The organism is Streptomyces sp. NPDC019224 (assembly GCF_040632605.1).
Classification (GTDB): Bacteria; Actinomycetota; Actinomycetes; order Streptomycetales; family Streptomycetaceae; genus Streptomyces.
In genome coordinates this window covers 90,148-112,467 of record NZ_JBEYCF010000021.1, presented here as the reverse complement: position 1 = coordinate 112,467, position 22,320 = coordinate 90,148, and the positions used below count along the sequence as shown (strand labels likewise).

The window sequence follows — 22,320 nt, the reverse complement described above, 5'->3', positions numbered from 1 at the left end:
GCCCCGCTTCGCCTCCCGGAGGGGGAGGGCGATCTCCAGCGGGATCAGGCCCTCGCTGGTCCGTGCGTCCCTGCCCCCGCGCCGGAACGTGAACTCGAGCAAAAACGATCATTCCGGAGGGATGATCGATCGGGCCTCGACCAAAAATGTTCATGCTGCCTTCACGCGGCTTTCTCACCTCATTGACGGACCGCTCAGGAGCACGTCCGGAATACGCGAAGAAAGCGAGTGCGCTCCCGGTTTCCGGAACGGGTGGCCGCTGAGCCGGTACCCGATGCCATGGACGCGGTGACGTCCTCCTCGCTTTTATCCGCCCGTTGTCCGCCATGGGCGCCGCACCGGCATGGCCGACTCCGTCCTGCCCTCTTCGTCCCCTTGAAAACCCTCCCCGAAGGTGTGTCCCGGCATGCGCGAAAACGATCCTCTCTCCCCGGAATCCGCCCCCGAAGAGTTCTTCGGGACGACCGTCGCCCAACAGGGCGTCTGGTACGGGCAACTCGTCGACCCCGAAAGCTCGAAATACAACATCGGTGAATGCGTCGAGATCCGGGGCGACCTCGACGAGACGTCATTCGCCGCAGCGGTCGACCGGGCCGCCGAGCTGTGCGACAGCCTCAACCTCGAGTTCATCACGGAGGGTGACACCCTCCTCCAGCGCATCGTCCGCGACCCCGGCGCCGACCCCAGCCGGCTCCGTACCGTGGACGTGTCCCACGCCGCCGACCCGGCAGCCGAGGTCGAACGCTATCTGGCCGAGGACATGGCCACGGCCGACACCCTCCACCGTCCCCGGCACCACCTCGCGCTGCTCCGCGCCGGCAGCCGGCTGCACTACTGGTACGTCCGCTTCCACCACATAGCCGTCGACGGTCTCGGCGGCGCCGTCTTCACCCGCATCGTGGCCGACCTCTACGGGCGCGCGGTACGGGGCGAGGACCTCGCCGAGGTCACCCTGCCCGCCGCGCCCCTGCGCGCACTCGTCGCCGACGAGACCGCCTACCGGAACTCGGACCGCTACGAGGCCGATCGCGCCTACTGGACCGCCAAGTTCGCCGACCTCGCCCCCGACGCCTCCGGGGACGACGCGCACAGCGGCAGGCCGCTCATCCGCCGGCGCACCGACCTCCCCGCACCGGCCGCGCCCGACGGGCCGGGCGTACGGCTGCACACCGGCGAGTCGCTGCCCGTGAGCGTGTTCGACGACCTGCGCCGGCTCGCAGCCGCCCACCGCACCACCTGGAGCGCCGTCCTGGTCGCCGCGGTCGCCGCCCACACCGCCCGGGTCACCGGAACATCCGACGTCACCGTGGGCCTCGCCTCCAACGGCCGGCACGGCGGGCTGCGGCACATCGTCGGCATGACCGCCAACATCCTGCCGCTGCGCCTGACGCTCACCCCCGGCACGACCGTCGGCGCCCTCGTCCGCGAGGCCGCGGCGGAGATGCGCGCCGCCCTGCGCCACCGCCGCTTCTCGCGGGACCAGCTCGCCCGTGAACTGAACATGGGCGACGACGCGGCCCGCCTCACCGGCATCGTCGTCAACATCATGGGCTACGACTACGACCGCGACTTCGCCGGCATCCAGGCGCCCTCCCGGGTGCTGTCCATCGGCCCGGTCGACGACGTGTCGCTCTTCGTCTCCGAACGGGCCGAGGGCAAGGGGCCGCTGATCGGGTTCGACGCCCGTCCCGACCTCTACCGCCCCGAGGACGTACGGCTGCACGAGCAGGCCGTCATCTCCTTCGTGTCCGCCCTCGCCGCCGCCGACCCCGGTCTGCCCCTGCGCGACCTGCCGCTCGTCGACGAGACCGCCGCCCCCGCCCTGCGCGCCCAGGGGCACGGCACCGGACTGCCCACGCAGACCCTCGCCACGACTCTCCCGGAGGCGTTCCGGGCCCAGGTACGCCGGACACCGGACGCCCCGGCCGTCGTGGACGGGCCCCACACCCTCTCGTACCGGCAACTGGACCGGACGGCCGGCGAACTGGCGAGCGCGCTGACGGGCTGGGGTATCGGCGCCGAGGACGGCGTCGGGGTGCTCCTGGGACGTTCCGCCGCCGTGCCGGCCGCCACCCTCGCGGCGGTCTCCGCGGGCGCCGCCTACGTCCCGATGGACGCGGCCTGGCCCGCCGAACGGCTCGGCCGCGTCGCCGGGGCCGCCCGCGTCCGCGCCCTGATCGCCGACGAGACGACCGCCCGTGAACCCTGGGTCCGCGAGGCCGCCGCCGGCCTGCCGCTCCTCGTCGTCGACGCGTGCGGCCGGGTGCTCCACGGCGCGCCGGAGCGGCCCGGTCCGCTGCCCCGGACCACCGGACCCGACCGGCTCGCGTACGTCATGTTCACCTCCGGCTCCACCGGCCTGCCCAAGGGCGTCGGCGTCACCCACGCCGATGTCCTCGCCCTCGCCGCCGACACCACCTGGACCGACGGCGTGTCCGACGCCGTGCTCATGCACTCCGCGTACGTCTTCGACGCCTCCACCTTCGAGATCTGGGTGCCGCTCCTGAACGGCGGCCAAGTGGTCGTCGCCCCCGGCGGCGTCCTGGAGGCGCGCGTCGTCCGCGAGGCGGTGGAGCGGCACGGCGTCACCGCGCTGTTCCTGACGACGGCCCTGTTCAACGTGATGGCCGAGGCGGACCCGGCGGTCTTCTCCGGTCTTCGCGTGGTCGCCGCCGGCGGTGAGGCCGCCACCCCCGACCTCATGCAACGGGCCGCCGCGGCCTCGCCCCGCACGCTCGTCCTGCACGTCTACGGCCCCACCGAGACCACCACCTTCGCCGCCCGCCACCCCGTCACCGCTGACAGCACCGGTGCGCCGCCCATCGGCCGCCCCCTGGACGGGATGAACCTGTACGTCCTCGACGACACCCTCGGCCTGGTGCCGCCCGGTGTGGTGGGGGAGCTGTACGTGAGCGGGCACGGCGTCGCCCGCGGCTACCAGGGCCGCGCCGCCCTCACCGCCGGCCGCTTCGTCGCCGACCCGTACGGTGCGCCCGGCACCCGCATGTACCGCACCGGCGACCTCGTGCGCTGGACCGCCGGGGGGGACATCGAGTACGTCGGGCGTGCCGACGGCCAGGTCAAGCTGCGCGGCTTCCGCATCGAACCGGCGGAGACCGAACACGTCCTGCTCGCCGACCCGGACGTGCGCGGCGCCTGCGTCGTCGTCCGCGAGGACACCCCCGGCGACCGCAGACTCGTCGCCTATGTCGTGCCCGCCCCCGGCGCCCGCCCGGACACCGCCGCGCTCACCCGCCGCGCCGGGCGCACACTGCCCGCGTACATGGTGCCGTCCGCCTTCGTCGTGCTCGACGCCCTGCCTCTCAACCCGAACGGGAAGGTCGACCGTCGTGCCCTGCCCGCTCCCCGTACCGCCACCGGCGCGGGACGCGCCCCGCGCACCGCGTACGAGGAGGTGCTGGCCGGACTGTTCGCCGATGTCCTGGGCGTGAGCGCGGTCGGCATCGACGACAGCTTCTTCGCCCTGGGCGGCCACTCGCTGCTCGCCACCCGCCTCACCGGGCGGGTCAGGGCGGCCCTCGGCGTCGAACTCGCCCTCGCCACACTCTTCGACCACCCCACGGTCGCCTCCCTGGCCGCCGCACTGGACACCGCCGGGGCGGCCCGGCCCGTCCTCGTGGCGCAGACCCGGCCCGAGGTGCTGCCGCTGTCCTTCGCGCAGCAGCGCCTCTGGTTCCTCAACCGGGCCGAGGGGCCCGGCGACACGTACAACGTGCCGCTGGTCCTGGAGCTCGACGGCCCTCTCGACACCGACGCGCTGCGCGGCGCCCTGGCCGATGTGGTCTCCCGGCACGAGAGCCTGCGCACCCTCTTCGCCGAACACGACGGCGTCGCCCGCCAGCGGATCGTCGACGCGGCCGCCGCCACGTCGCTCGTCCCCCTCACCGTCGAACACCCGCCGGCGGACGGGGACGCGGACGCCTGGGAGGCGGCAACGGTACGCCGCCTGAGCACCGCCCCCTTCGACCTGAGCCGCGACCCCGCCGTCCGCGCCCACCTGCTCCGCCAGGGGCCCGCCCGGCACACCCTGGTGCTCGTCCTGCACCACATCGTCGCCGACGGCTGGTCCCTCGCCCCGCTCTGCCGCGACCTCTCCGCCGCCTACCTGGCCAGGACCGAGGGCACCGGCACACCGGACTGGGCGCCGCTGCGCGTGCAGTACGCCGACTACACCCTCTGGCAGCACCGACTCCTCGGCGACGACGGCGACCCGGACGGCCCGGCCGCCCGGCAGACCGCCTTCTGGCAGGAGGCCCTGCGCGGCGCCCCCGGCCTGCTCGACCTGCCCCTCGACCGGCCCCGCCCCGCCGTGCCCAGCCACCGGGGCGCTTCCGTCCCCTTCGCACTTCCCGCCCCCGCGCACGCCGCGCTCGTCCGGCTCGCCCGCACCGCCGGCTGCACCCCGTTCATGGTGCTCCAAGCGGGCCTGGCCGTGACGCTCGGCGCCCATGGCGCGGGCACCGACATCCCGCTGGGCACCGCGCTGGCCGGGCGCACCGACGAGGCGCTGGACGATCTGGTCGGCTTCTTCGTCAACACCGTCGTCCTGCGCACGGACCTCTCGGGCGACCCGACGTTCCGCGAACTCCTCGACCGGGTCAAGCGGTTCGACATCGCGGCGTTCGGCAACAGCGACCTGCCCTTCGAGCGGATCGTGGAAGCCGTCAACCCGGAGCGGTCCGGCGACCACCACCCCCTCTTCCAGACGATGCTGGTCCTCCAGAACCAGGACCGGGCCGAGCCGGCGCTGCCGGGCATCACGGTCCGCGACCGGTCGCGGCATCCCGGGGGCAGCAAGTTCGACCTGACGTTCTCCCTGACCGAAACCACCGGGGACCCGGAGGCCCACGAAGCGGCCGGGGGCATCGGCGGCCATCTGGAGTACGCCACCGACCTCTTCGACGCCGCCACCGCCCGCGCCCTCTGCGACCGCTTCGCCCACGTCCTCACCCAGGCCGTGACCGAACCCGGCCGCTCCATCGGCGACCTGGACCCCCTCACCCCCGGCGAGCGGGACCGCCTCCTCGCCCAGGGACGCGGCACCCTGCGGCCCCTGCCGGAGCCGACCGCCCCCGAAGCGGTCCGGGCGCAGGCCCTGCGTACACCCGACGCCGTCGCCGTGCGCGACGCGCACACCCACCTCACCTACGCCGAGCTCGACGCCCGGGCCGACAGCCTCGCCCACGCGCTGCGCGAGCGCGGCGCGGGCCGGGAGACCCGGGTCGCCATCGCCGCCCCGCCCTCCGTGCACACCGTCGTCGCCATGCTGGCCGTGCTGCGGTCGGGCGCCGCCTACCTGCCGGTCGACCCGGCGTACCCGCGCGCCCGCATCCGTCACATGCTGGACGACGCGCGGCCCGTCCTCGTCCTCACCACCGAGGACGTGCACGCGGACCTGCCCACCGGCGACATCCCACGGCTCGCCCTCGACGTCCCGGTCCCGCCGCCCGCGCACCCCGTCCCGCAGCTCCCGTACGCACCCCACCCGGCGGATCCCGCCTACGTCATCCACACCTCCGGGTCCACCGGCCGCCCCAAGGGCGTGGTCGTCACCCACGCCTCCCTGGCCAACCACATGGCCTGGATGGCACGGCATCTGACGACCGGTCCGGAGGACCGGGTCCTCGCCCGGACCTCCACCAGCTTCGACGCCTCCGTGTGGGAGGTGTGGCTGCCCCTGATGACCGGGGCGGAAGTGTGCGTGCTGCCGCCCGGAGCCAACACGGAACCGGACACGCTGGTCTCCTGGATGAGCCGGTTCGGCGTCACCGTCGCCCAGTTCGTGCCCTCCCACCTCGCCCTCGTCCTGTCCGAGGCGGCCCACGCCGCCCCCCTGCCCGGCCTGCGCGCCGTCCTCTGCGGCGGGGAACCCCTGCCCCGCGCCCTCGCCGAGGACACGGCAGAGCTGTGGCGCACGGAGGTGCACAACCTCTACGGCCCCACCGAGGCCACCATCGACGCGACCGCCCACCGCGTCCCCGCAACCCCGGACACCCCGCACGAGACGGTGCCGATCGGCCGGCCCGTCGACACCATGCGCGCCTACGTCCTGGACCACCGGCTGCGGCCCGTACCGCCCGGAGTCACCGGCGAGCTGTACCTCGCGGGACCCAACCTCGCCCGCGGGTACCTGAACCGGCCGGGCCTGACCGCGTCGCGGTTCGTCCCCGACCCCTTCGACGGCACCGGCGCCCGCATGTACCGGACGGGCGACCTCGTCCGGTGGAACACGGCCGGCCTGCTCGACCACGTCTCCCGCGCCGACGACCAGGTCAAGCTGCGGGGCTTCCGCATCGAACCCGGCGAGATCGAGGCCGCCCTGCTCGCCCGGCCCGGCGTCACCGCCGCCTGCGCCATGATCAGGGAGGACGTGCCCGGCGAGCGCCGCCTCGTCGCCTACGCCGTCACCGCGGACCCCGGGCCGCGCCCCGCCGCCCTGCGGGAAGCCCTCGCCGAGACACTTCCGCACTACATGGTGCCCGCCGCCGTCGTCGTCCTGGACGGCCTGCCCCTCCTGCCCAACGGCAAGACGGACCGGCGCGCCCTGCCCCGGCCGGACGACGAGCCCGAGAACACCGGCGAGGGTGCCGGGCCGCTCACCCCGCGCGAGGACCTGCTCGCCGGGATCTTCGCCGACGTCCTCGGCCGCCCCGGCGTCGGGCCGCACGACAGCTTCTTCGACCTCGGCGGGCACTCGCTCCTCGCCATGCGCGTCGTCAGCCGCGTCCGCACGGTCCTCGGCGCCGACCTCGCCGTACGTACCCTGTTCGAACACCCGACCGTCGCCGGGCTCGCCCGGACCCTCGGCACCCAGGAGCGTTCCCGCCCGCCGGTGCTGCCCGCCGCCGAGCGCCCCGATCCGCTGCCGCTGTCCTCCGCACAGCAGCGGCTCTGGTTTCTGAACCGGCTCGAAGGACCCGGCTTCGCCTACAACATCCCGCTCGTCCTCGACATCGACGGCCCGCTGGACACCGACGCCCTGCGCGCCGCCCTGCGAGACGTCGTGGAACGGCACGAGGCACTGCGCACCGTCTTCCCCGAACGGGACGGCGTGCCGCACCAGTCCGTCCTGCCCGCCGAAGACGTCGCGCCCCGCCTGCCCGTGGAGAGCACGGCACCCGCCGGGCTGGAAGCGGCCGTCCTGGACGCCGTGAGCGAGCCGTTCGACGTGCTCACCGACCCGCCGCTGCGCGCCCGGCTCCTGCGCACCGCGCCCGGCCACCACGTACTCGTGCTGGTCCTGCACCACATCGCCGGCGACGGCTGGTCCCTCGCCCCGCTCGCCCGCCACCTCGGGGACGCCTACCGGGCCCGCCTCACCGGCCGGGAGCCGGAGGCGGGCGACGGACTCCAGTACGCGGACTACACCCTCTGGCAGCACACCGTCCTGGGCGACGCGGACACCCCCGGAAGCGTGCTGCGGGAACAGCTCGACCACTGGCACACCGCGCTCGCCGGACTGCCCGGACTCATCGATCTCCCGCTCGACCGCCCGCGCCCCGTCGTCACCGACCCCTCGGGGGCCGTCCACGCCTTCGACGTACCGCCCGAGTTGCACGCCCGACTCCTGCGCGTGGCGCGGGAGTCGGGCACCACGCTGTTCATGGTGCTCCAGGCGGCCGTGGCCACCCTGCTGCACCGGCACGGCGCGGGCGACGACATCCCGCTCGGGACGCCCGTCGCCGGCCGCACGGACGAGGCGCTGGAGGACCTGGTCGGGTTCTTCGTCAACACCCTCGTCCTGCGCACCGACCTGTCCGGCGCACCCACCTTCGGCGAACTGCTCGCGCGGGTAAGGGAGTTCGACCTCGCCGCCTACGCGCACCAGGACGTGCCCTTCGAGCGGCTGGTCGAGAGCGTCAACCCGGTCAGGGCCCGCAACCACCACCCCCTCTTCCAGACCATGCTGGTCCTGCAGAACCAGGAGGCCGTCCGCCCCGGCCTGCCGGGGCTCACCGTCGAGGACCGGCTCGTCCACAACGGGCTGAGCAAGTTCGACCTCACCTTCGCGTTCGGTGAGGAGCGCGGCGCGGGCGGACTCACCGCCGGTATCGAGTACGCCGCCGCCCTCTTCGACCGCGTCACGGTGGAGTCCCTCGCGGCGCGCCTGCTCCGGCTCCTCGAGCAGGTGGCGGCCGACCCCGCCCGGCCCCTCGCGGACTACGACCTGCTGACCCCCGACGAGCGGGCCCGGGCCGCCCAGTGGGGCACCGGCCGCGAACTGCCCGTCCCCGCGACGGACACCACCCTGCCCGCGCTCTTCGCCGCCCAGACCCACCGCACCCCGGACGCCGTGGCGGTGGCCGGCGACGGCACCACCCTCACGTACGCCGCACTCGACACCGTCTCCGCCGGCCTGGCCCGTGCCCTCGCCGGGCTGGGAGCGGGCCCGGAGACCGGCGTCGGCGTCCTGCTCGCCCGGTCACCGGCGGTCGTGTCCGTCTCCCTCGGCGCGGTCCGCGCCGCCGCCACGTACGTCCCGATGGACGCCCGCTGGCCCCGCGAACGGCTCGATCAGGTCGCCGAAGCGGCGGACGTGCGGGTCCTCGTCGTCGACGAGCCGTCCGCCGCCTCCGCCTGGGTGACCGAGACCGCCCGCCGGATTCCGGTCCTGGTCGCGGACCGGGCCGGCCGCATCCTGCGCGGCGCGCCGGCGGTCCCCGGCCGGGCCGCCGCCGTACCGGCCCCCGGCTCTCTCGCGTACGTCATGTTCACCTCCGGTTCGACCGGCCTGCCCAAGGGCGTCGGGGTCACCCACGCCGACGTGGCGGCGCTGGCGGCGGACTCCGCCTGGGGCGGCGGCGCGGCCGACGCCGTTCTGATGCACTCGGCGTACGTCTTCGACGCGTCCACGTTCGAGATCTGGGCGCCGCTCCTGCGCGGCGGCACGGTCGTCGTCGCACCGGACGGCGTGCTGGAGGCCCGCACCCTGAGCGACGCGGTACGCGAACAGGGCGTCACCGCCGTGTTCCTGACGACCGCTCTGCTCAACGTGATCGCGGACACCGGCCCCGGCGCCTTCGCCGGCCTCCGCCTCGTCTGCGCCGGCGGCGAACTGGCCTCGCCGGACGCCATGCAGCGGGTCGCCGGCGCCGCGCCCGGCGTACGCGTCCTGCATGTGTACGGCCCCACCGAGACCACCACCTTCGCCACCCGCTACGACGTGGCCGCCGACCTGCCGCCGGGCCCGCCGCCCATCGGCCGGCCCCTGGACGGCATGCGGCTGTACGTGCTCGACGACGCGCTGGGACCGGTTCCCGCGGGCGTCACGGGCGAGCTGTACCTCGCCGGCCGCGGCGTCGCCCGGGGATACACCGGCCTGCCCGCCCTGACCGCCACCCGGTTCGTCGCCGACCCCTTCGACGCGGCCGGCGGCCGCATGTACCGCACCGGCGACCTCGTGAAGTGGACCCCCGACGGGCAGATCGCCTACGTCTCGCGCGCCGACAGCCAGGTGAAGCTGCGCGGCTACCGCATCGAACCCGGCGAGATCGAGTCCGTCCTCGCCTGCTGCGAGGGCGTCGCCGACTCCTTCACCGTCGTACGCGAGGACGTGCCGGGGGACCGGCGGCTCGTCGCGTACGTGGTGTCCGCCGGGACCGTCCGCCCGGACCCCGCCGACCTCGCCGAGGCCGTCGGCCGGTCCCTGCCGGCCTACATGGTGCCTTCCGCGTTCGTCCTGGTCGACGCGTTGCCGCTGACCGTCAACGGCAAGGTGGACCGGCGCGCCCTGCCCGCGCCCGAGCAGCACACCGCCCCGCGCGGGCGCGCCGCCCGCACCGTGCGCGAGGAGATCCTCTGCGGACTCGTCGCCGATGTCCTCGGGCTCCGGTCCGTGGGCGCCGACGACGACTTCTTCGCCCTGGGCGGCCACTCCCTGCTCGCCACCCGGCTCGTCGCCCGCATCCGGACCGCGCTCGCCGTCGAGGTCCAGGTCAAGGCGGTCTTCGAGCACCCCACGCCCGCCGCGCTCGCCGCCGCCCTGGACGGCGCCGAAGCGGCTTCCCTGCCGCTGGAGCGCGCCTCGCGCCGGCCCGACCCGCTGCCGCTGTCCTTCGCGCAGCAGCGCCTGTGGTTCCTCAACCGGTTCGAGGGACCCAGCCCCACGTACAACGTGCCGCTGGTGCTCCGCCTGGCCGGCCCGCTCGACGCGCGGGCCCTGGAGCGCGCCCTCATGGACGTCGTGGAACGGCACGAGAGCCTGCGCACCGTCTTCCCCGAGACCGGCGGCGTGCCGCGTCAGCTCGTCCTCGGAGCCGACAACGCCGACCTGGACCTGACCCCCCGGGACACCCGCCCGGACGGCCTGGAGGAGGTGTTGGCCGCCGAGGTGGCGCACGCCTTCGACGTCACCGGCGACCTGCCGGTGCGGGCCCGGCTGCTGAGGCTCGGTGCCGAGTCCCACGTGCTCGTCCTCCTCGTCCACCACATCGCGGGCGACGGCTGGTCGCTCGCCCCGCTCGCCCGCGACCTCGGCGACGCCTACCGCTGCCGCAGCCGCGGCGACGCGCCCGCCCGGCCCGAACTCCGCGTCCAGTACGCCGACTACACCCTGTGGCAGCGCGCCCTCCTCGGCGACGAGAACGACGCCGGCAGCCGGGCCGCCCGCCAGCTGGACTTCTGGCGCACCGCCTTGGCGGGCAGCCCGGGCCTGCTCGCCCTGCCCCTGGACCGGCCGCGCCCCGCCGTCCTGACGTACCGGGGCGACGCCTTCGCCTTCCCCGTCGACGCGGACACGCACCGGGCGCTCGCGGAGTTGGCCCGCGCCCGGGGATGCAGCCTGTTCATGGTGCTCCAGGCGGCCCTTTCCGTCCTGCTCTCCCGGCACGGGGCCGGCGACGACATCCCCCTCGGCACCGCCGTCGCCGGGCGCACCGACGAAGCACTGGACGATCTGGTGGGCTTCTTCGTCAACACCCTCGTCCTGCGCACCGACCTGACCGGCGACCCCACCTTCACCGAAGTCCTGGACCGGGTCCGGGCGTTCGACCTGGCCGCCTACGCCCACCAGGACCTGCCGTTCGAACGCCTGGTGGACGCCCTCGCCCCGGCCCGGGCCCAGGACCACCACCCGCTCTTCCAGACCATGATCGTTCTCCAGAACCAGGCGGACACCGCTCTCGGCCTGGACGGTCTCACCGTGACCGAACAGCCCGTGCGCACCAAAATCAGCAAGTTCGACCTCACCTTCACCTTCACCGAGACCCGCGACGACACGGGCCGGCCCACCGGTCTGGACGGGAACCTGGAGTTCTCCACCGATCTGTTCGAGCCCGCCACCGCGCACGCCCTGGCCGCGCGCCTGACCCGCCTGCTCGCCTCGCTCGCCGCCGACCCCGACGGGCGCGTCCGCACCGCCGCGTTCCTGGACGCGGACGAGCGCGCGGAGCTGGAGCGGGCCGCTCCGGGACCCGTCCGCCCGGTGCACGCCCGCACCGCCCCCGAGGCGTTCCGCGCCCAAGCCGCCCGGACCCCCGGGCGGACCGCCGTCCGGGCCGGCGAGCGGCGGCTCACCTTCGCCGAACTGGACGCCCTGTCCGACGACCTGGCCCACCACCTCCACGACCGGGGCATCGGCCGCGGCGACCTCGTCGCCCTCGCCGCCGAAGGCACCACCGACCAGGTCGTCGCGATGCTCGCGGTCGCCAAGGCCGGGGCGGCCTGCCTGCCCGTCGACCTGGACTACCCCGAGGCGCGCGTGAGGCACATGCTGGACGACGCCCGTCCGGCCCTTCTCCTCGTCCACGACCCGGCGCGCGCCGCCCGGTTCACGGCCGTGCCCCGCCTCGCGCTCGGCGACCGGTCCGCCTGGCCGGCCGGACGCGGCGCACCACCGGACGACGCCGCGCCCGGCCCGGACGACGCCGCGTACGTCATCTACACCTCCGGCTCCACCGGCCGGCCCAAGGGCGTCGTCGTCACCCACGCCTCGCTCACCAACCACATGGCGTGGATGGCCCGCCACTTCGGCCTCACCGACGACGACCGGGTCCTCGCCCGCACCTCGCCGAGCTTCGACGCCTCGGTGTGGGAGACCTGGCTGCCCCTGCTGCACGGCGGCGCCACCTGCCCCGTACCGCCCGCCCTCAACCACGACCCGGCCGGCCTGCTGGCCCGGATGCGCGACGAGGGCGTCACCATCGCCCAGTTCGTGCCCTCCCACCTCGCGCTGCTCCTCACCGAGACCGGGCCCGAGGCGGCACCCCCGGCCCTGCGGGCCGTCGCGTGCGGCGGCGAGCCCCTGACCGGGGCCCTGGCGGCCCGGGCCGGCCGGGCCTGGGCGGCCGACGTCCACAACCTCTACGGCCCGACCGAGACAACGATCGACGCGACCGCCCACCACGTCGGAGCCGGGCGAGAAGAAGGGGGAGCCCCCCTCGGCCGCCCCATCGACAACACCCGCGCCTACGTCCTGGACGCCGCGCTCCAGCCCGTACCGGCCGGGGTGACCGGCGAACTCCACATCGCCGGCGTCGGCCTCGCCCGCGGCTACCTCGGCCGCCCCGGCCTCACCGCCACCCGCTTCGTCGCCGACCCCTTCGGCCCGGCCGGCAGCCGCATGTACCGCACGGGCGACCTCGTCCGACGGGACGCCGACGGACTGCTCCACTACGTCTCCCGTGCCGACGACCAGGTCAAGCTGAACGGCTTCCGCGTCGAGCCCGGCGAGATCGAGACGGCCCTCACCGGCATCGACGGCATCACCGCCGCCTGCGCCCTCGTCCGCGAGGACCGGCCCGGCGAACGGCGCCTGGTCGCCTACACCGTGGGCGCCGCCCCCCTCACCGACGGCGAACTGCGCACCCGGCTCACCGCGGCCCTGCCGCCGTACATGGTGCCCGCCGCCTTCATGACCCTGGACGCGCTGCCGCTGCTGCCGAACGGCAAGACGGACCGCGCCGCCCTCCCCGCACCGGAGCGCCCCGCCGCAGCCCGGCCGGGCCGGGAGCCGCGTACCGCGTCCGAACGCGTCCTGTGCGACGCGTTCGCCTCCGTGCTGCGCGCGCCCGCCGTCCGCACCGACGACGACTTCTTCGCGCTCGGGGGCGACAGCATCCTGTCCATCCAGCTCGTCAGCCGTGTCCGGGAAGCCGGGCTCGGCGTCACACCCCGCGACGTCTTCGTCCACCGCACCCCCGAGGCCATCGCCGCCGTCGCCGCACCGCTGGACGGCGTCACCGCCGAACCGGACGGGCACGGCACCGGCACCATGGAACCCACCCCCATCGCCGCCTGGTTCCTGGAACGCCCCGGTACCACCGACGGCTACAACCAGTCCGGTGTGCTGAGCACCCCCGCCGGTGCCCGCGAGGACACCCTGGTCGCCGCGCTCCAACTCCTCGCCGACCACCACGACATGCTCCGCCTGCGGGTCACCCGCACCGCCGGGGGCGAACCCGTACTCGAAACGCTGCCGCCCGGAGCCGTCACGGCCGGGCGCCGCTTCACCCGCGTCGACCTCACGGGGCTCGACGCCGACGCCGCCCGGGCCGCCCTCACCGAAGCGGGCGAACGCGCCCGCAGGCGCCTGCGGCCCTCCGCCGGTGCCGTCTTCGAGGCCGTCTGGGGCGACGCCGGACCCGGCGCACGCGGACGGCTGCTGCTGGTCGTGCACCACCTGTCCGTGGACGCGGTCTCCTGGCGCATCCTCGCCGACGACCTCGCCCACGCCTGGCAGGTGGCCACCGGCACGGCACCCGCACTGCCCGCCGCGACCACCTCGTACCGGCGCTGGTCCCAGCTCCTGACCGAACAGGCCCGCACCCCCGCCCGCACGAGCGAACTGCCGCTGTGGGAGGAGATGCTGAGGACCCCGGACCCGCAGCTCGGATACCGGCCGCTCGACCCGTACCTGGACACGGCCGACGGCACCCGCACCCTCACCACCCACCTGCCCGCCACCTGGACGAAGCCCCTGCTCACCACCGTCCCGGGCGCCTTCCACGCCGGAGTCGACGACATCCTGCTCACCGCGCTCGCCCTCGCCGTCAACGCCCGGCGGGGCCGGCGCCCCGCGAGCCCCCGGCCGGACACCGCCGTCCTGCTCGACCTGGAGAGCCACGGCCGCGAACAGATCGCCGACCACATCGACCTGTCCCGCACGGTCGGCTGGTTCACCAGCCTCCATCCGGTCCGGCTCGATCCCGGGCCTCTCGACGCCCGCGACCCGGCACGCTTCGACGCCGCGCTCGTCGAACGTGCGGTGAAGCGCGTCAAGGAACAACTGCGCACCATCCCCGACCACGGTGTCGGCCACGGCATGCTGCGCCACCTCAACCCCGCGACGGGCCCCCGGCTGGCCGCCCCCGCGCCCCAGATCGGCTTCAACTACCTGGGGCGGTACGCCGCACCCGGCCGGGCGGCGGGCGGCGACTGGGAGGTCCTGCTCGACGCCGGCGGGCCGCGCGGCCAGGACCCGGACATGCCCGTGCACCACGTCCTCGACATCAACGCGCACACCGAGGACCTGCCGGAGGGGCCGCGTCTGGTGGCCCGCTGGACCTGGCCCAGCGACCTGTTGAAGGAGGAGGACGTGGGCGCACTCGCCGAGACGTTCAACCGCGCCCTGCGCGCCATCGCGGAACACACCGAACAGCCCGGAGCAGGCGGCTACACGCCGTCCGACCTTCCCCTGGTCTCGCTCAACCAGGCCCAGATCGACCGACTGCAGAACAAGTGGGGTGGACGCAAGTGAACGGGTTCCGACTGGAGGACGTACTCCCCCTGACACCGCTGCAGGCCGGGATGTACTTCCACGCCCTGTACGACTCGCACGCCGTTGACGTCTACACCGCGCAGTTCGTCTTCGACCTCGAAGGCCCCGTCGACGTCACCGCCCTGCGCGCCGCCATCGCGGCGTTGCTGCGCCGCCACGCCAACCTGCGCGTCGGCTTCCTCCACGAGGACCTGGACGAACCCGTGCAGGCGGTCGCGGCCGAGGTCCCCGTACCCCTGGAGGAACTCGACCTGTCCGGTGACGGCGCGGAGGCGGGGGCGGCCCGTCTCACCGCCTTCCTGGCCGCGGACCGCACCCGCCGCTTCGACCTGGCCACGCCGCCCCTGATGCGGTTCACCCTCGTGCGCACCGCGCCGGACCGCCACCGCCTGGTCATGACGAGCCATCACATCCTGTTCGACGGATGGTCGCTGCCCCTGCTCGTGCGGGAGCTGTTCGAGCTGTACGCGACGGGCGGCGACGACAGCGCGCTGCCGCGCGTCACCCCGTACCGCGCCTACCTCGTCTGGCTCTCCCAGCAGGACCGCGCCGCCGCCCTCGACACCTGGTCCGCCGCCCTGGCCGGCATCGAGGCGCCGACCCTCCTCGCGGAGCGGAACGGCCCGGACGGCGCCGCCGAACTGCCCGAAACGCTCGTCCTCGACCTGGACGCGGCCACGACGCACCGCCTGCGCGAGACGGCCCGCGCCCACCGCCTCACCCTGAACACCCTGGTCCAGGGCGCCTGGGGCCTGCTGCTCGGCCACCTCACCGGCCGGAGCGACGTGGTCTTCGGCACCACCGTCTCCGGACGCCCGCCGGAGCTCCCCGGCGTCGAGTCCATGGTCGGCCTGTTCATCAACACCGTGCCCGTGCGGACCGGCCCCGCGTCCGGCGAGACCCTGGCCGAGTTCCTGACCCGGCTCCAGGCCGAACAGGGCCGGCTCCTCGGCAGCCAGCACGTGGGCCTCAGCGACATCCGGGGCGTCACCGGCCTGGACGAACTCTTCGACACCCTCGTCGTGTTCGAGAACTACCCGATGGACGCCGAAGCCCTGCGCACCGCCCAGCGCGGGCTGCCCGGCCTCACCGTCACCGGGTTCAGCGGCACCGACGCGGCCCACTACCCGCTCACCCTCACCGTCGCCCCCGGCGACACCCTGAGGATCACCTTCGGCTACCGGGCCGCCGTCCTCGACCGGCAGCAGGTCGCCGAGACCGTCTCCCGCATGCGACAGCTGCTGACGGCGATGGCGCGGGACCTCGGCCGGCGTGCCGACACCGCGCCCTTCCTGCTCGACGGCGAACGCGAAGAGCTGACCACCCGGGGGACGGGCGCCCCCCTCCCCGCGGGCACCACCACCCTGAGCGTCCCGGAGGCGGTCGCCGAGCGTGCCGCCCGCCACCCGGACGCGGTGGCCGTCTCCGGGGCCGGCGAGCAGCTGACGTACGCACAGCTGACCGGTCTCGCGGACCGCCTCGCCGCCGACCTGACAGGACTCGGGACCGGGGCCGAGGACGGCGTCGGCATCCTCCTGGCCCGTTCGGCCGCCACCGTCACCGCCTCGCTGGCCGCCCTCCGGGCGGGCGGCGCCTACGTCCCGCTCGACCCCCGCTGGCCCACCGAACGGCTCCACCGGGTCACCGAGGCCGTCCCCCTGCGCGTCCTCGTCGTCGACGAGACGACCGCCACCCTGCCCTGGGTCCGCCGACTCGGCCCCGACACCGCCCTCCTGACCGTCGACGGCGCCGGCCGGGTCCTCACCGGAGGCCCCGCCGCCCCGGGCCCGCTCCCCGCCGCACCGGGCGGCGACCGGCTCGCGTACGTCATGTTCACCTCCGGGTCGACCGGACTGCCCAAGGGCGTCGGCGTCAGCCACGGCGACATCGCCGCCCTGGCCGCCCACCACGGCTGGGACGGCGGCGCCGCCGACGCGGTCCTGCTGCACTCCGCGTACGTCTTCGACGCCTCCACCTTCGAGATCTGGGCGCCGCTCCTGCGCGGCGGGCGCGTCGTCGTCGCCCCCGAAGGACCGCTCCAGCCCGACGTCCTGCGCGACCTCGTCACCCGGCACGGCGTCACCGCCGCCTTCCTGACGACGGCCCTGTTCAACGTCCTGGCCGAGACCGACCCAGGATCCCTCGGACAGCTGCGCCTGGTCGCCGCCGGTGGCGAGACAGCCGCCCCGGGCGTCATGCAGCGCGTGGCCGCCGCCCACCCCGCGACCACCGTCCTGCACGTCTACGGCCCCACCGAGACCACCACCTTCGCCACCGCCCACCACGTCCGCCCCGACCACGACCCAGAGGGCGCGCCCCCCGTCGGCCACCCGCTCGACGGCATGCGCGCCTACGTCCTGGACACGGCGATGAGCCCCGTGCCGCCCGGCGTCGAGGGCGAGCTGTACCTCGCCGGCACCGGCGTCGCGCGCGGTTACCTGGGCAGGCCCGCCCTCACCGCCGTCCGCTTCGTCGCCGACCCCTTCGCGGGCGACGGGGCCCGCATGTACCGCACCGGCGACCTGGTCCGCCGGGACGCCGACGGCACCCTGCGGTACGTGGCCCGGGCCGACCAGCAGATCAAACTGCGCGGCCACCGCATCGAACCCGCCGAGATCGAAACGGTCCTGCGCGACCACCCGGCGGTCCGCGCCGCCTGCGTCCTCGTACGCGAGGACCTGCCCGGCGACCGCACCCTCACCGCCTACGTCGTCGCCGCGCCCGGCGAGACACCGGACCCCGGGCTGCTCGCCGCACACGTCGGCCGGGTTCTGCCCGCCTACATGGTTCCGGCCGCCATCCAGCCGCTGGACGCCCTGCCCCTGACCCCCAACGGCAAGATCGACCGGGCGGCCCTGCCCGCGCCCACCGGCCCGCGCACTGCCGCGGGCCGGGCGCCGCGCAGCGCCATGGAGGAGATCCTGGCCGGGCTGTTCGCCGACGTGCTCGGCGTGGACCGCGTCGGCACCGACGACAGCTTCTTCGCCCTGGGCGGCCACTCCCTGCTCGCCACCCGCCTCGTGGGCCGCATCCGTACCGCCCTGCACACCGAGACCGACATCCGCACCCTCTTCGAACACCCCACCGTCGCCGCGCTCGCCACCGCCCTGGAGGGCGCGGAGGGCGGCACCCGCCCCGCCCTGGTGCCGCAACCGCGCCCCGCCGAACTCCCGCTGTCGTACGCGCAACAGCGGCTGTGGTTCCTCCACCGGCTCGACGGCCCCTCCGCCACCTACAACATCCCCCTCGCCGTACGCATCGAAGGACCACTCGACGCCGACGCGCTGGGCACCGCCGTGGCCGACGTCATCGCACGGCACACCGCCCTGCGCACCGTCTTCCCCGAGGGCGAGGACGGGCCGCACCAGCACATCACCGCGCCCGACGACGTCGTCGTCCCCTTCACCGTGGAGAGCGTCGACGAGGCGAAGCTCCGCCATCGCGTCGCGGCCGCCACCGCCGAGGCCATCGACATCGAGCGCAGCCTGCCGCTCCGGGCGACCCTGCTCCGCCTGGCCCCCGACGCCCACGTCCTGGTGCTCGTCGTCCACCACATCGCCGCCGACGGCACCTCGCTGGCTCCGCTCGCCCACGACCTGGGCGCCGCCTACCGGGCCCGCGTCCGGGGCGAGGCGCCCGCCTGGGCACCGCTGCCCGTCGACTACGCCGACCACACCCTGTGGCAACGCGACCTGCTCGGCGACGAACAGGACCCCGACAGCCTCCTCCGCCGACAGCTCGACCACTGGAAACACGCGCTGGACGGGCTCCCCGAGGCGGTCGAGCTGCCCTGGGACCGGCCGCGCCCCGCAACCTCCCGGCACACCGGCGCCACCCTCGGCTTCTCCGTCGACCGGGCCACCGCCCGCCACGTCACGGAACTCGCCCGCACCTGCGGCTCCAGCGTCTTCATGGTCCTCCAGGCCGCCCTGGCGACCGTCCTGTCCCGGCACGGCGCGGGCGACGACATCCCCCTGGGCACGGCCGTCGCCGGGCGCACCGACGAGGCCGCGACCGGTCTCGTCGGCTTCTTCGTCAACACCCTCGTCCTGCGCACCGACCTGACCGGCGACCCCACCTTCCGGGAACTCCTCGGCCGGGTAAGGGAATTCGACCTGGCCGCCTACGCCCACCAGGACGTGCCCTTCGAGCGGCTGGTCGAACTCCTCAACCCCGCACGTGCCCAGAGCCACCACCCGCTCTTCCAGACCATGCTGGTCCTCCAGAACCAGGCACCCGCCGCCGTCGACCTGCCCGGCCTCACCGTCACCGGCATGCCCGCCGAAGCCGAGGTCAGCAAGTTCGACCTGTCGTTCGCCCTCACCGAGACCTACGACGACACCGGCGCCCTCGACGGCCTGCGGGGCACCGTCGACTACGCCACCGAACTCTTCGACGCGCCCACCGTCCAGGGCCTCGCCGACCGGCTCGTGCTGCTGCTCGGCGCCGTCACCGCCGACCCGGACCGCCCCCTGCACACGTACGACCTGCTCACCCCCGCCGAGCACCACCGCCTCACCGCCCTCGGCACCGGGCCGGCCGACGACCTGCCCGCCACGACCCTCCCCGCGCTCTTCGAGGAGTGGGCCCGGCGCACCCCCGCCGCCCCGGCCGTCCGCGACGCGCACACCACCCTCACCTACGGCGAACTCGACGCCCGAGCCGACGCCCTCGCCCGGCACCTCACCGACCGGGGCGTGGGCCCCGAGGACCGGGTGGCCGTCGCCCTGCCCCGCACCCACCAGCTCGTCGTGGCCCTGCTCGCCGTCCTCAAGGCGGGCGCCGCCTATGTGCCGCTGGACCCGGACTACCCCGCCCGGCGCCTGTCCCACATGCTCGACGACGCGCGGCCCCGCCTGCTCCTGACCACCCCGGAACTCCACCGCCGCCTGCCCGGGCACCCGGTGCCGCACCTCTACACCGATGACCTGGGCGACGGTGGCCGGGCCGCCCGGGCCCGCGTCCACCCGGCCAACCCGGCGTACGTCATCTACACCTCCGGCTCGACCGGCCGGCCCAAGGGTGTCGTCGTCACCCACCGCGGCGTACGGGCCATGGCCAGGACCCAGAGCGAGCGGCTGCGCGTCGGACCGGGCAGCCGGGTGCTGCACATGGCGTCGGTCAGCTTCGACGCCGCGTTCTGGGAGCTGTGCATGGGGCTGCTCACCGGCGCCTGCCTGGAGATCGACGAACGCGACGCCCTGCTGCCCGGCCCCGCCCTGGCCGGCCTGGTACGCGACCGGGGCGTCACCCACCTCACGATCCCGCCCGCCGCCCTCGCCGTGATGCCGCCCGGCTCCCTGCCCCCCGGCCTCACCATGGTCCTCGCCGGCGAGGCGTGCCCGCCCGCCCTGGTCCACGCCTGGGCCGGGGGCCGCTTCCTCGTCAACGCCTACGGCCCGACGGAGACCACCGTCTGCGCCACCATGAGCGCCTTCCAGCACGCGGACGGCCCGCTCGCCCCCGACCGCAGCGTCCCCATCGGCGCCCCCGTCGACGGCACCCGCATCCACGTGCTCGACGACCGGCTGGCGCCCGTACCGCCGGGTGTCACCGGCGAGCTGTACGTGTCCGGCGAGGGCCTCGCGCGCGGCTACCACGGCCGGGCCGCCCTCACCGCGTCCCGCTTCGTCGCCGACCCGTTCGACCGTGCGGGCGGCCGCATGTACCGCACCGGCGACCTGGTGCGGTGGACGCCGGACGGGCGCCTTCGCTACGTCTCCCGCGTCGACGACCAGGTCAAGCTCCGCGGCTTCCGCATCGAACTCGGTGAGATCGAGGCGACGCTCACCGCGCACCCCGGGGTCGCCGCCGCCTGCGTCACCGTGCGCGAGGACCGCCCCGGCGACCGGCGCCTCGTCGCCTACACCGTCCCGGCCGCAGGCACCGCCGCCCCCGGCTGGGCCGAACTGCGCGCCCACCTCGCCACCACCCTGCCCGACCACATGGTCCCCGCCGCCCACGTCCGGCTCGACGTCCTCCCCGTGACGCCCAACGGCAAGACCGACCGGCGCGCCCTGCCCGCCCCCGACGACCCGGTGGCGGCCGGCGGGCGGGCGCCGCGCACCGCCCGGGAACGCGAGCTGTGCGAGGTGTTCGCCCAGACCCTCGGAGTACCCGAAGTCGGTGTCACCGACGACTTCTTCGCGCTGGGCGGCCACTCCCTGCTCGCCGTGACCCTGGCCCGCCGGATCGAGGAGCGCTGCGGCCGGCGCCCCGCCCTGCGCGCCCTGTTCGCGACACCCACCGTCGAGGGCGTCGACCGCCTGCTGGGCCGGACACCGGGGGAGGAGGAGCACGAGGGCGCACCCGCCCCGGACTTCGCCGCCGAGGTCCGGCTCGCGTCCGACATCACCGCCGCCCGCCGGAGCCCTGCCCGGCCGCGCCCCGCCCGCCCCTCCGCGCGCCCCCTGCTCACCGGCGCGTCGGGCTTCCTCGGCGCCTTTCTCCTGCGTGACCTCATCGAGGCCACGGACGGCCCGGTCGACTGCCTCGTCCGGGCGTCGAGCGCCGACAGCGCGGCCCGGCGCGTCCGGGCGAACCTGGAGCACTACGGCCTGTGGCGCCCCCGGTACGCCGACCTGATCCACCCCCTCCCGGGCGACCTCGCCGCCCCCGGCCTCGGCCTCGCACCGGACGAGCGGACCGCCCTCGCCCGTCGCCTCGGCCCCGTCCTGCACAACGGGGCACGCGTCAACTTCGCCGCCCCCTACGGTGATCTGCGCGCGCCCAACGTGGCCGGCAGCGAGGAACTGCTGCGCCTTCTCGCGGACTCCGCCTCGCCCGGCCTGCACTACGTCTCCACCACCGGGGTGTACGCCCCGTCGCGCGGCGCGGACCCCGAACCGCTCACCGAGTCGTCCCCCACCGGCCCGGCGGCCGGCCTGCCCGACGGGTACGCCCAGAGCAAATGGGTCGCCGAGCAGCTCGTCGGCCTGGCCCGCGAGCGCGGTCTGCCGGTGACCGTCCACCGCCCCGGCCGCATCAGCGGCGACACGGCCACCGGCGCCTGCCAGGACCGCGACCTGCTCTGGCAGCTCATCAAGGGCTGCCTCCAGGCCGCGGCGGTGCCCGACCTGGCGCACGGGACGACCGACTGGGTGCCCGTGGACTACGTCAGCGCCGCCGTGGTGGCGCTCAGCACCTCCGGCCGGGCCGGGGCCGGGGCGTACCACTACACCAACCCGGACGCGCCGTCCCTGGGCCGCGTCTTCGAGGCGGCGGCCCGCCTCGGGTACGAGCTGCGGTCCGTGACCCCCGAGGAGTGGCGGGCCCGGGTGGCCGGACACCCGGACAACGCCGCCCAGCTGTTCCTCGGCGACGAGGGACGGGCCGGCCACGACGAGGCGGACCACCGCCGCTTCGACTCCAGCCGCACGGCCCGGGCCGCGGCGGGGGCGGGCGTCCACCAACAGCCCCTCACCGACGAGGTCCTGACCCGCTACCTGACGTACTTCCAGGTCACGGGCTTCCTGCCCGCCCCTGGAGCGCGTCCCCTGTCCTAGCCGATGACGCACCAGGAGATCCCAGGCAATCCGGGTACAACCATCCGTGCCCCTCGGAGGTCCCAACAAGTGGGAGCA

At 75.1% G+C, this 22,320-nt stretch carries 2 protein-coding genes; both read left to right on the top strand.

Annotated features, from left to right (window positions below):
* The first annotated feature begins 406 nt into the window (after positions 1-406).
* Positions 407-14,716 carry an amino acid adenylation domain-containing protein gene (locus ABZ564_RS16225; protein ID WP_360855960.1) on the top strand — a complete coding sequence of 4,770 codons (14,310 nt, stop codon included), beginning with the start codon at positions 407-409 and terminating at the stop codon, positions 14,714-14,716.
* Complete coding sequence (locus ABZ564_RS16220; protein WP_360855957.1) at positions 14,713-22,242, top strand: amino acid adenylation domain-containing protein; 7,530 nt, start codon at positions 14,713-14,715, stop codon at positions 22,240-22,242. Before ABZ564_RS16225 ends, ABZ564_RS16220 begins: the two co-directional genes overlap by 4 nt.
* The last annotated feature ends 78 nt before the right edge of the window (positions 22,243-22,320 follow it).